Origin of the sequence: Dyadobacter arcticus (genome assembly GCF_011762185.1) — a bacterium.
In the GTDB taxonomy this organism is placed as follows: domain Bacteria; phylum Bacteroidota; class Bacteroidia; order Cytophagales; family Spirosomataceae; genus Dyadobacter; species Dyadobacter arcticus.
In genome coordinates this window covers 138,126-150,441 of record NZ_JAASQJ010000001.1, presented here as the reverse complement: position 1 = coordinate 150,441, position 12,316 = coordinate 138,126, and the positions used below count along the sequence as shown (strand labels likewise).

The following is a 12,316-nucleotide window of genomic DNA, read 5'->3' as shown; positions in this document are numbered from 1 at the left end:
TTACACTTAAATATTATTAAATTTGGAAACACAACTTTTGACTAAGGAAATGAGTACCCGCATTTATTCTAAAATTTTGGACAGACCGGATGCTTATTTGATTATCGAAGCAGTGAAAGCCGCATTGGATAAAGAAAAAGAAACACGGCTAAAATTTTATGACAATATCACGGAGGAGGACAAGGCTGAATTTATTAACGGCGAAGTGATTATGCACTCGCCGGTAATGATGCGGCATAATCATGTAACAGGATTGCTGCTTCGTCTACTGGGTATATATGTTGCCCGAGAGCAGCTAGGCTTCGTAGGATTTGAAAAGCTTATGATTTCGCTCACACGCAATGACTATGAGCCGGACATTTGTTTTTTTCGTCAGGAAAAGTCAGCGCAATTTACAGGTGACCAAATTCTTTTTCCTGCACCGGACCTGATCATTGAAATACTTTCCAACTCAACACAAGCCCGTGATCGTGGCGTTAAGCTTAAAGATTATCAGGCTCATCGAATCGAAGAATATTGGATTATTGATCCAAAGGATGAGACACTAGAGCAATATCATCTGTTCGGGGAGGAATATCAACTAGTTCTAAAATCCAGGGTCGGGGATGTAAAGAGTTTTGTGGTTGAAGGCTTCCTGATTCCCATTCGAGCTATTTTTGACAATGCTGAAAATCTAAAAGCACTTCAAAATTTATAATACTCCACTCAAAGTTCCTCTATACTCACTCCCCCCAATTCTTGAAACAACGTTTGCCAATAATGGGTAATGTGCGGATTATTTTCCTTTGAAGAAGCCGTAGGCTCGAACGGCGAAACAATAGTAACCTGCGGTGAACCGATTGCATATTGATCCAGTTTCTTGGAATCTGCTTTTGCATCTGCCTCAGCCTCAGAATCATTCTTCGGTGGTTTGATATGGAAATCCCTTCGATCGGAGCCCCTTACACTTTCAATCATATCACTGAAATAATAGACTTTTACCTCAGAGCCACTTTCACCTGCTTTGGCAATAACAGGTAAGCTTGCCCAGATATCGGTATATTGACTGGATGAACCGGTATTTTGCTGGTTCATTTTTGCCAGGAGCTGACGGAGGTAGATGCCTTTTTCCTTTTGCAATGAGAGTTGGAAAGCAGTTTCAATACCTTCCTTATCCGTAGCATTTGCCCCATCCATATTATCCTTTTCGCTCCTCACAGTCAATGACAATGCTCTTGCCTTCGAAGTATTTTCATGGATAAAGTAAACCTCCAATTTATCGCCCTTGTTTTTCATATTGCTTTCAATGATATCTGTTAATGCCTGGCGGTATTTATCATTGACATAATTCTTGTCGACATGTATGCTTTGTGTTTTATCCAAAAAAACCAATGAGTAAATGGATGCGTCCGGAACCGTCTGCGCAACTTCCTTTTCACCTCCGCAGGCAAAAAGCATTGAAATGATAGTTGAAACCAGGACAACCTTTGATGTCTGTTTACTTTTTCTAAAAAAGGGGCGATTTAATTGAGGATCCATAGATAAATTTTATTTGGCTAAACGGGTGAGTAGTGCAAATATTTTATTCAACAAAGTAAACCCCTCAAAACGTGTGCCTTGAAGGGTTTTCCTATTTCAATGATGGTAAAACGCTATTTGCTTTGATTCTGGATCAGCTCTACAAGGTCTTCTGAAATACCTGTTGACGAATAACCCCCATCGTGATAAAGATTTTGCATGGTCACATAACGGGTCAGATCCGAGAATAAGGTAATGGCGTAATTCGCGCAATCATCTGCGGAAGCATTCCCCAAAGGGCTCATTTTTTCAGCAAATTCATAAAAAGCATCAAATCCTTCAATTCCTGAACCTGCTTTCGTTCTGGTAGGCGATTGGGAAATGGTATTAACTCTTACATTTTTTGATTTTCCGTAACGGTATCCATAGCTGCGGGCAATGCTTTCTAACAATGCTTTCGCTTCCGCCATATCATTATAAAAAGAATACGTACGCTGAGCGGCAATGTAGGATAAAGCCACAACCGATCCCCAATCATTGATAGCATCCTGCTTCTCAGCAACTTGTAAAAATTTATGCAGAGAAAGGGCAGATATATCCAATCCTTTTTGGAACCACTCATAGTTAAGATCGCCGTATGCTTTCCCTTTCCGAACATTTAAAGACATTCCGATCGAGTGAAGGACAAAGTCAATTTTACCTCCTAAAATTTCGACTGACTTGCTAAACAGATTTTCGATATCCTCAATAGAAGTAGCGTCGGCAGGAATTATCTGAGCGTCACATTGTTTTGCCAGATCATTAATAGCACCCATTCGCATGGCAATTGGGGCATTCGTTAATGTAAAAATTGCACCCTCTTCTTTTGCTTTCAGTGCCACTTTCCAGGCTATCGAATTTTCGTCCAAAGCACCTGATATAATTCCCCTTTTTCCTTTTAATAAACCGTAAGCCATGTTTTCCTTTTATTGTTAATGAACTTGGATTCGTCCGTTTAGGGCGGCAAAGTAAAGCATTTCAGTGCTATAAAACACTCTTTTCTGCTGGTTTCATGTGTAGCTTATCTTGAAAAAATGCATCAGTAGCTTCATAAACGCTTTTTACATCTTTGGAGCGAAGGTGTGAACCAATCACGTGGTCGCCGCTCTCGGGAAATGCTTTTTCAACTTTCATTTCGTCAGGTGTACCTAGTTTCTGGAACATATTCTGAATAGCCTTGACAGACACTACCTGGTCTTGCTCTTTTTCATTTTTGTAATAATACCCTACGAAAATCGGCATTTTGACTTGTTCAAAAATCTCAGGCTTCGCAACGGCGTCTATCGTTTGCTGCAAAGTCATTAATCCGTTGGTATGATAACCCTGCAGCCAGTATTTAGCCTGTTCTGTGTCCTCATCTTTTGATATGTTGTGTTCACCAATTACCTGCTTTAAAATTTGTCTGCCCCAAGGTTTTGTAATGTATTTTAAGGCTGGGTTAGCCACTGCCATGCAGGGAGAATAAAGCACAACCCCTTTAATTTCCGGATGCGTGGCGGCTAGATACACTGTTAGAAGTCCACCGGCGGAGGTACCAATCACGATCACGCTATCGCCGATCGCCTTACCAATTGCCAATGCGCGTTTGGCGCCAGCCAGAAAATTGGCAGGGGTTAGGTCATTAAAAGCATCGGGATCGCTGATACCGGCATCGTGCATACGCGACAGGTATAAGTTGGCGCCATACCTCTTCGCAAGCTCTTTATGAATCGGATCGCCCTCTGCCCAACTGGCTCCATAGCCGTGAATGTAAACCACGCTATATTTTGTCTTTTCCTTTTTGGTACTATCTGCCCACACGATACGTGCCTCATTATCAGGCTTTATCAGCGGTATGGCCTTTTCAGATTTGATCACTTCCTCTTCCAATTTTGGCAAATCCGAGGTAATGGTGGGTAAAACGGGCGTCAGGCGCGCCTCAGGTATTTTGGGCCCGACGAAGTAAGCGATGCCTAAAATGACGATCAATGCAATGACCCAAAAGAGAAATTTTAACATTATTTATGAGTTAAGAAGGTTTTTGAGAGTCGAAAGATCGGTAGTTTTAGGCAGTTATTTGTTAGATTAATGTGTAATCTGAAAGTTCTGACAGAAGCATTATTACCCCGTTTCCTTACTCCCCGATTGACATTTACTATCTTGCAACTTCATTTAAAAGCGCTCTCCAATGCCTAATCTTTTGCTTGTTGAGGATGATGCCAACCTTGGTTCTCTGTTACAAGAATATTTAATAGATAAAGGCTTCCCTACCGACCTTGCTACTGATGGCCAAAAGGGATGGCAGAGTTTTGTGGACAAAAAATATGATCTCTGCATCTTTGATGTGATGATGCCAAAGAAGGATGGGTTCTCTCTCGCAAAAGAAGTGAGGATGAGCGGACGGGATGTTCCTATCATTTTTTTGACGGCTAAATCAATGAAAGAAGATACAATGCAGGGATTTCGGGTAGGTGCGGATGATTATGTTACCAAGCCATTTGACAGGGAAGAATTGCTTTTACGCATTGAAGCAATCTTACGTCGTTACAAAACGCAACCCGATGCGCCGGAAGAGCCGAAGGTGTTTCAGGTAGGCCAATTCACTTTTGATTACAGTCACCAGCAGCTTATAGCTAATGATAAATCGGCGAGGTTAACCAGTAAGGAATCTGAATTGCTTAAACTGTTTTGTCAAAATCTCAACCAGCCGATTAGCCGAAGCTTTGCGCTTAAAACCATTTGGGGCGACGACTCCTATTTCAATGCACGCAGTATGGACGTTTACATTACCAAGCTTCGCAAATACCTGAGAGAGGACCCAACGATTCAGATTATGAATTTGCATGGAGAGGGTTTTAAGCTAATGGTCGGGTAAAAACAGGAACTTCAGTTTTAACCGGCTGGTTTTCTTCCAATATATTGAAATAACAGCCTCGTCTCATGATCAACTTATCCCGTCGCCCGCGACGTAACAGAAAATCAGCCGGAATTCGGGAAATGGTTCAGGAAACCACTCTTCGGGTCTCTGATTTTATATATCCCATGTTTATTCAGGAGGGTGCAAATCAAAAGGTTGAGGTCAAATCAATGCCTGGTATCTACCGCTTTTCACTGGATAATCTGCTTGAAGAACTGAAAGAAGTCACTGATCTTGGCATTGTTGCGATCGACCTGTTCCCCAATTACCCCGAAAGCAAGAAAGACCGGATTGCAAGTGAAAGTTATCATGAGAACACGTTCTATCTAAAGGCAATCACAGCGATCAAAGAGCAGTTTCCGGAATTAGTGATCATGACAGATGTTGCGATGGACCCGTACAGTTCAGACGGACATGACGGCCTGGTTGAAAATGGGAAGATCCTCAACGACGCTACGTTAGAAATTCTCGGAAATATGTCGCTGGCACAAGCCAAAGCAGGGGCTGATATCCTCGGGCCCAGCGATATGATGGATGGTCGGGTCGGATATATTCGAAAACATTTGGATACGCATGGTTTCACGGATGTGAGCATCATGTCTTATTCGGCCAAATATGCCAGTGCTTTTTACGGCCCGTTCCGCGATGCACTCCAATCTGCCCCTAAATTTGGAGACAAGAACAGTTACCAGATGAACCCCGCAAACAAGCGGGAAGCATTGCTCGAAGCACAGCTGGATTTTGAAGAAGGTGCTGATATGCTGATGGTTAAGCCCGCGTTATCCTACCTAGATATTATCCGTCTTTTGGATGAAAACTTTGAGATTCCTATTGCGGCCTATAATGTTTCGGGTGAATATGCGATGATCAAAGCAGCCGCACTAAACGGCTGGCTGGACGGCGACCGCGCCATGATGGAAGTACTACTAAGCATACGCAGAGCCGGCGCCAAGTGCATATTGACGTATTTTGCAAAGGAAGCGGCGATGATATTGAATGGGTAACTTTGCTGAATTTATTATATTTGTTTAAAACTAAAAGGCTATGCAACACACTTTTAAAATCAATACGGCTCAGCTTGGCTCTAAGTTTATCGAGTCAGTGAAATCTATGTTCTCTAACCGAAATGTAAAAATTGTGGTAGAGGAAATTGATGTAATTGATAAGAACATCAATACTTCCGAAGTCACCAGGTTTTTGGATCACAGGAAAAGCCATCCCTCTGTTAAAATTTCAGGTCAGGGTGATTTCAATCAAATTGTCGACGAAGTAAACCTTTGATCGATGATATATTTTGATTCAGATGTGATTTTTAATTATGTGGTTATACAAGATCCCGAAAAAAACCGGCAGTCTAATCAACTGATTCTTGAGGCAATTACCTACAATCATTTCGTTATATCCACTTTAGTTATCAATGAGGTCGGTTATGGGCTTGCAAGATTTAATGTTGAAAATCAGGTCATAAAATCAGAGTTGGACTTCCTGATCTCTTTAAATATTGCGCAAATCGAGCGACGCCATTTATCCCGGGCGCTACACTTGTCAGAAATTATCGGATTCAAACATATCAATGACTGCATTCATACGTCCATTGCAGAAGAATTGAATTGCGATACTTTTTATACCTATAACAGATCTGAATTTAGGCGTATCCAAAAGCATACAGATCTTCAAATTATTATTTTATAAAAATCTTTTACCAAAGAATTATCGCAAGATTATGAGAACCCCGTTACTTCTTTTATTTCTAATTTTAAAAATTTCCCAACCCTCATTCTCCCAAAAGAAACCGCCAGTTCTCCCTGAATTTCAGATAAAAAAGGCGGAGGCGGAGGCTCACATGCGCTTTTTGGCTGCGGACGAGTTATTGGGACGACGTACTGGAGAGCAAGGGAATGCTGTTGCGGCAAGATACATTGCAGAGCAGTTTCGCAAATTGGGCGTGACCTCCGTTCCTGGAAATACGGCATCAGGTACTGGCACTTATTATCAGAATGTCCCTTTTGAAAAAATGGGCCTGTCGGGCGCTGGTGAAATTACAGCTGATACAGAAGTGATGAAAAGCGGGCAGGATTGGATCCTGATGAATGGTGGAGAAACGAATCTAAAAGCGCCCATTGTTTACGCGGGCTTTGGACTCGAAAATGCCGCAAAAAGCTGGGATGATTATAAAGGACTGGACGTAAAAGGTAAAATTGTGCTTGTTGAAAGCGGTACACTTGAGACACAAACCCCATCCGAAATCATAACGACCTCAATTGAAAAACGGAAAATTGCAGCTGATAAAGGCGCTATTGGAGTCATTGAGCTGTTCAATGCCCCAATTCCCTGGAATATAGTAATACGCAATTTTGATCGGGAAAAAATGTCGCTGGGAGAAGGCGACAAATCTGCATCCAGCTCTATTCCTCACGCCTGGGTTAATGGGAAGGAAGCCAAATTTGCTCGCGCGCTAAGGGCAGTCAAAGAAGTAGATTTCAAAACTGCCGGACGTAAATCGCAGACGATCAACAGTTACAATGTGGCTGGTTTAATCGAGGGAACCGACCCTAAATTGAAAGAAGAATATGTGCTGCTCACTGCCCACTATGATCACATTGGTACCGGGAAGCAAGGCGGACAAGCGTTTACGCCAGAAGACAGTATTTTCAATGGAGCCCGGGACAATGCATTTGGAGTCGTTGCACTGCTCACTGCTGCGGAAGCTCTTTCTAAAAACCCGCCTAAACGCTCGGTATTGATCGTCGCCTTAACTGGCGAAGAAGTCGGACTACTAGGCGGCAAGTATTATGCTTCGCATCCCTTAATGCCTTTGAATAAATGCATTTTTAATATGAATTCAGACGGTGCCGGCTATAATGATACGACCATTGTTTCGGTGATGGGGCTCGATAGGACAGGCGCACGTGCCGAAATTGAAACGGCCAGCAAAGCATTCGGCTTAGGTGTTTTTGCAGATCCTTCTCCAGAACAAGGATTATTTGATCGGTCAGATAATGTAAGTTTTGCCAAAGAAGGCATTCCGGCACCCACATTCACCCCTGGTTTCAAGGAATTTAATGGTGATATCATGAAAAATTATCACCAGGTTTCTGATAATCCCGAAACCGTTAACTTCAATTATCTGCTTAAATTCAGTCAGGCGTTTACATATGCCACGCGATTGATCGCAGATAGGAAGGTTGTGCCCCAATGGTCACCAGGCGATAAATACGAACCTGCCGCCAAGAAGTTGTACGGAAAATAAAAGCAAAAAACGCAGCTGGCTTGGCTGCGTTTTTTGCTTTTATCAAACGATTACCTTCCTCCTGGAGGACAATTCCTTTTCAGGTAATCTGTAAATAAAGTTCGCATATGCTGCGCTGTTCCGGTTCCTTCATTGATTCCGTGAGACCTGTTGGGATAAGGCATCACCTGGAACACCTTATTGGCTTTAATCAGCTCATTGATAAGCATTTCGGCATTCTGGTAATGCACATTATCGTCTCCCGTTCCGTGAATGTAGAGCAAATTCCCGCGCAGGTTTTTCGCATATGTTATTGGCGATCCTTTCACAAAATCTTCGCGGTTTTCCTGAGGAAGGCCCATGTAGCGCTCCTGATAAATGTTATCGTAAGTCAATTGATTTGCAACCGCAGCAACCGCAATACCTGTTTTGAAATGCTGCGGATATTGGAATAGCAGGTTCAATGTGGAAGAACCGCCGCCGCTCCATCCGTGGACAGCCACTCTTGAGGTATCTATAAAAGAATATTTCTTAAATATCTCGGCAGCAGCGCCATCCAAATCCCTGATGTTAATCACACCAATATTCTTGTGAATCGCTTTACGCCATGCAGATCCTTTCGGCGACGGCGTTCCGCGGTTATCCATAGAAGCATAGATGTAGCCATCGTCGGCCATACTCCCGCTATAGAGCTTATTTGTTCCTGTTCCATAAGTATCCTTTATGGTAGTTCCTGCTGGTTCCCCGTAAACAGTAAAAACAATTGGATACTTTTTCGAGGCATCAAAATTGGTGGGTTTAACAAGCCAGGCATCCACTTCAACACCTTCTGCGGTTTTTACTTTAAAGAATTCAATGTCTAGCTTAACAGAATTGATCTTACTTGCTGATTGCGCAATGGAATTGTTAGGGTCAATGGAAATGTGGTTTGGAAAAGAGACCCACTCCGTCAAAGTCGCGGTTTTAGCGTTCGAAAATCTGTGCTTGCCAAATTTTGCTTCCGGCGAAATGTCGTAAATATGCGACCCTTGCTGATCAGCAGGGGTAACCCTTACCGCTTTGCCTTTCCCGTTTAATGAGATTTTGTAAAGGTAATTTTGAGTAGCATTATCGGGAGAAGCCATGAAATAGTAAGCATTATTCTTTTCATCGATGCGCACCGGACTGATCATATCGAAATTGCCAATAGTAACCAAAGTTTCCTTTTTACCGTCACGGCTCACACGATATGTATGTCGCCAGCCATCCTTTTCACTGACCCATAAAAATTCTTTCCCGTTATTCACCCAGTCCCAGCCACTTGGATCACCTCCCCAGCGACTCTTTATATCAATCCAGGCAGCATCTTTTTCTGTATAAAAAGGTTTGGCACTCCCGTCAGTTGTGTTGATATAGAAAAGCGTGCTCTCGTTTTGTTTTCTGTTTAATTGCTGGATCACCAATTCGCTAGGCATTCCCGACCATTCCATTCTGGGTACGTAAGTATTCTGAGGGTCGCCGGGAATATTCATCCATTTGGTCTGCGCATTAGCAATGTCTACCACACCGATTTTGTAGGGAGAAGGCGTTTCACCTACCTTCGGATATTCAACCGGAACAGTGTAAGCGTAAATGGAATCGGTCGTGTTGATCATCAGGAAATTCCGGATTTTACGCGCATCCAGCTGCCAATACGCAATGAATTTACTGTCGTCACTCCACCGGAAACCGTCGCGGCAGCGAAATTCTTCCTCATAAACCCAGTCGAAAGTTCCGTTAATAATGCGATCGGTGCCGTCCTTAGTAAGCGATTTTACTTCTCCTGTTTGTAAATCTTCAACATACAGATTGTGCTTACTCACATAGCCTACGTTTTTCCCATCTGGTGAAAACTTCCCAAACATTAATGAAGATTCCGGCAAACCCTTTCCCAATTTTTGAAGTGTTTTGGAGGTCAGGTCAAAAACCCAGTAATCGCCGCGGGTATCCAATCGCCAGACTTTTTTTGTATTGGTGTATATTAAAGCCTTATCCCCAGCTTTACTCAAAGTATAGCTCCTGATTGAAAGTGGAGAGCCTCCGGAAGGAGTAAGCTGGGCTTTTGAAATAAGTACGTTCGGCTGGTTAGCAGGTAATGCAACTTCAACAATCTCATTTTCCACAACATCCCGATAGCCGCTCCCGTCGGGCAGCCATTGAAAGTTATTTGGTATTTGGGCAAAAAGCCGGACGGAAAAAAAAGTAAAAAACAAAATCCCCTTAATATGCTTCATGAAATAAAAATTGGTACAACAATTATGGTTAGGCAAATTTAACGCCTTAATTATTCTTCTCATCTACCCGTCCTTCGCCACTAGACTTTTGACGTTTCTGCTTTTTCAGTGCTTCGCCGAGTAGATATTCGATCTGACCGTTTAAACTGCGAAAATCCTGCTGTGCCCAGGCTTCCAGTTCCTTGAGCACATCAGGATTAATGCGTAAAACAAATGCTTTCTTCTCCGCCATATCAAGGATATAAGGTACCTGCGTTCAAAATTGGTGTGGCCGCTTTTTCACCACATAGCACCACCAGCAAGTTACTCACCATCGCAGCTTTGCGTTCTTCGTCCAGATTAACAATTCCTTTTTCAGACAACATGGCCAATGCCATTTCCACCATCCCAACTGCACCATTCACGATCTGACGGCGGGCAGCAACCACAGCCGATGCTTGCTGTCTCTGAAGCATTGCGCCTGCGATTTCAGGCGCATAGGCCAAATGGCTTATTCTTGCTTCCAGAACGTCAATTCCCGCTCGGCTTAGGCGTTCGGTTAATTCGCCTTCCAGCATTTCGTTGATTTTTCCGCTGCCGTCCCTCAATGTAACTTCCTGAATTTTCAGATCTTCATCCTCCATGGTATCGTAAGCATAGATTCCAGCCAAATGCCTTACCGCCGCTTCCGACTGGATTTCTACATATCTCACGTAATCATCTACTTCAAACGACGACTTTGCGGTATCACCAACCCGCCACACGACGACAGTAGCGATTTCGATAGGGTTACCAAGCTTGTCGTTAACCTTCAATTTTTGTCCGTTCAAGTTACGGGCACGAAGACTTATCTTTTTTCTGCGAAACAATGGGTTAACCCAGCGTAAACCCCTTTGCTTCATCGTACCCATGTAATCCCCAAAGAAAGTGGTCACAACCGCTTCATTGGGATTGATAACGGTTAGCCCGATCAACAGGACAAAACCGATAACGGAAATCAAAACGCCTTCCAGTAGGTTACCTGTTCTTACGACATAAATGACGCCACCAAATAGCATAATCAGGCCGATTGCAAAGAGTAAATAGCCTGAGATCGAACGTAATTCTTTTTCATTCATAGTTTGGATTGTGATAGTAAAATGATATTACAATATTATTAAATCAAAATCACATTCAAAGAAAAATTAGACAAAAAAAATCCCAAAACCAGTGACTGGCTTTGGGACAGGATAAGTGGTTTTATCAGTTCAACTGAAAATTGATTGGGACGTCAATGGCCTTCCAATAGCCATCTCCTGCCTCAACTCGTTGTGTACCGTCTACATCCCAGGCATAGTTACTTCACCTACCGAGCACACATGAATAGGATAAAAATTCTCATCATTTGATTGCTTGATTTAAGCAAATATAAATCATGTCTTCATTTTTCTTTATTAACTCATAGTTACCATGCAACAAAGAGCATAAATTTTAGTAGAACTAGTTTTTAGACAAATCTTAACCTATTGATAATCTGCGAATAACATCCAGGTAATAAGAAATGAGAAAATTTGTAACATGGGAGATACAACTCACTTTCGCACCATTATCATCTCTGATCTGCATTTAGGGGCCGGGGGTTCCAAGGCAGAGGAGGTAACCAGTTTTCTCAAAAGTTACTCTTGCAAAAAGCTTATTCTGAATGGCGACATTATCGACGCCTGGCAGCTGAAAAAGTATGGAGTTTGGAAGCGCAAGCATACAATGTTTTTCAAGCGGGTTCTTAAAATGATTGAAGAGAACAAAACGAAAGTGATTTATATCAGAGGTAATCACGACGATTTTTTGGATCAGATCATCCCGCTTCGCCTTGGAAAGCACTTTCAAATCCGCAAAGACTACATTCTCAACTCTGGCTCCCGGCGATTCTATGTAACTCATGGAGATGTTTTTGATTCAATAACAACGCATTTGAAATGGTTGGCTTATTTGGGTGATATGGGTTATACATTCCTTTTATGGGTCAATAAATTTTATAATAAATACCGCGAATGGAGGGGCCTATCCTATTATTCCCTTTCTCAAAAAATCAAGCAGTCAGTAAAAATGGCAGTCAATTATATGACGGATTTTGAAGAAAAGCTGACTGAACTAGCTAAATCCCGCAATTGCGACGGTGTTATTTGCGGACATATCCATCATCCGGCAATCCGTGAAATCGACGGTGTTGTTTACATGAATTCAGGAGATTGGGTGGAAACATTAAGTGCGCTGGTGGAAGATTTCGATGGAAACTGGAGTCTTCTTTATTACGATCAGCAGGCTTTTGGCAAAAAATCCCTTAAACAGGCCAAAGCCACCACGCAAGTGGAAGGCTTCCCTGTAATTGACAAGCAAGTTGCATTTACCGGCTTTCCGACCGGGAGAAACCAACGCTACCTGTAA

At 42.6% G+C, this 12,316-nt stretch carries 13 protein-coding genes; 7 read left to right on the top strand and 6 right to left on the bottom strand.

Annotated elements, in window-relative coordinates:
- Positions 1–97: 97 nt before the first annotated feature.
- Positions 98–697, top strand: a complete 600-nt coding sequence (locus FHS68_RS00635; RefSeq protein WP_310588484.1) for a Uma2 family endonuclease — start codon at positions 98–100, stop codon at positions 695–697.
- A gap of 8 nt (positions 698–705) precedes the next feature.
- Here FHS68_RS00635 and FHS68_RS00630 read toward each other — a convergent pair whose 3' ends face one another.
- The 3 genes from FHS68_RS00630 to FHS68_RS00620 form a co-directional block, all read right to left on the bottom strand.
- A complete protein-coding gene (locus FHS68_RS00630) occupies positions 706–1,437 on the bottom strand; it encodes a hypothetical protein (protein WP_229211730.1) in 732 nt (243 codons plus the stop codon).
- Between the two features lie 194 nt (positions 1,438–1,631).
- Positions 1,632–2,453, bottom strand: a complete 822-nt coding sequence (locus FHS68_RS00625) for an enoyl-ACP reductase FabI (RefSeq protein ID WP_167266167.1) — start codon at positions 2,451–2,453, stop codon at positions 1,632–1,634.
- A gap of 67 nt (positions 2,454–2,520) precedes the next feature.
- Positions 2,521–3,534: an alpha/beta hydrolase gene (locus FHS68_RS00620; protein ID WP_167266165.1), complete on the bottom strand. Its 1,014-nt coding sequence runs from the start codon at positions 3,532–3,534 to the stop codon at positions 2,521–2,523.
- A 169-nt stretch (positions 3,535–3,703) separates the two neighbouring features.
- Between FHS68_RS00620 and FHS68_RS00615 the strand changes: the two genes are divergently transcribed.
- The 5 genes from FHS68_RS00615 to FHS68_RS00595 all read left to right on the top strand — a co-directional run bounded on the left by FHS68_RS00615 (position 3,704) and on the right by FHS68_RS00595 (position 7,682).
- Positions 3,704–4,390, top strand: coding sequence for a response regulator transcription factor (locus FHS68_RS00615; RefSeq protein WP_167266162.1), 687 nt, complete (start codon positions 3,704–3,706; stop codon positions 4,388–4,390).
- A gap of 65 nt (positions 4,391–4,455) precedes the next feature.
- A complete protein-coding gene (hemB, locus tag FHS68_RS00610) occupies positions 4,456–5,436 on the top strand; it encodes a porphobilinogen synthase (RefSeq protein ID WP_208408119.1) in 981 nt (326 codons plus the stop codon).
- Positions 5,437–5,476: 40 nt separating this feature from the next.
- Positions 5,477–5,713, top strand: a complete 237-nt coding sequence (locus tag FHS68_RS00605) for a hypothetical protein (protein WP_167266161.1) — start codon at positions 5,477–5,479, stop codon at positions 5,711–5,713.
- Between the two features lie 3 nt (positions 5,714–5,716).
- The gene (locus FHS68_RS00600; protein ID WP_167266158.1) at positions 5,717–6,124 is read left to right on the top strand and encodes a type II toxin-antitoxin system VapC family toxin; all 408 of its coding nucleotides are present in this window, start codon (positions 5,717–5,719) and stop codon (positions 6,122–6,124) included.
- A 31-nt stretch (positions 6,125–6,155) separates the two neighbouring features.
- Entirely contained in the window at positions 6,156–7,682 is a 1,527-nt protein-coding gene (locus tag FHS68_RS00595) for a M28 family peptidase (RefSeq protein WP_167266155.1), read from the top strand.
- A gap of 50 nt (positions 7,683–7,732) precedes the next feature.
- On the opposite strand, the gene FHS68_RS00590 is transcribed toward FHS68_RS00595, so the two are convergent.
- Genes FHS68_RS00590 through FHS68_RS00580 form a run of 3 tightly spaced genes read right to left on the bottom strand, consistent with a single transcriptional unit; the run spans position 7,733 to position 11,010 of the window.
- Positions 7,733–9,913 carry a S9 family peptidase gene (locus FHS68_RS00590; protein WP_167266153.1) on the bottom strand — a complete coding sequence of 727 codons (2,181 nt, stop codon included), beginning with the start codon at positions 9,911–9,913 and terminating at the stop codon, positions 7,733–7,735.
- 46 nt (positions 9,914–9,959) lie between these two features.
- Positions 9,960–10,145 (bottom strand): type II toxin-antitoxin system antitoxin, encoded by a 186-nt coding sequence (locus FHS68_RS00585; protein WP_167266149.1) that lies wholly within the window; start codon positions 10,143–10,145, stop codon positions 9,960–9,962.
- Between the two features lies 1 nt (position 10,146).
- Positions 10,147–11,010, bottom strand: coding sequence for an SPFH domain-containing protein (locus FHS68_RS00580; protein WP_167266148.1), 864 nt, complete (start codon positions 11,008–11,010; stop codon positions 10,147–10,149).
- A 439-nt stretch (positions 11,011–11,449) separates the two neighbouring features.
- On the opposite strand from FHS68_RS00580, the gene FHS68_RS00575 reads away from it, so the two are divergent.
- The gene (locus tag FHS68_RS00575; protein WP_167266145.1) at positions 11,450–12,316 is read left to right on the top strand and encodes a UDP-2,3-diacylglucosamine diphosphatase; all 867 of its coding nucleotides are present in this window, start codon (positions 11,450–11,452) and stop codon (positions 12,314–12,316) included.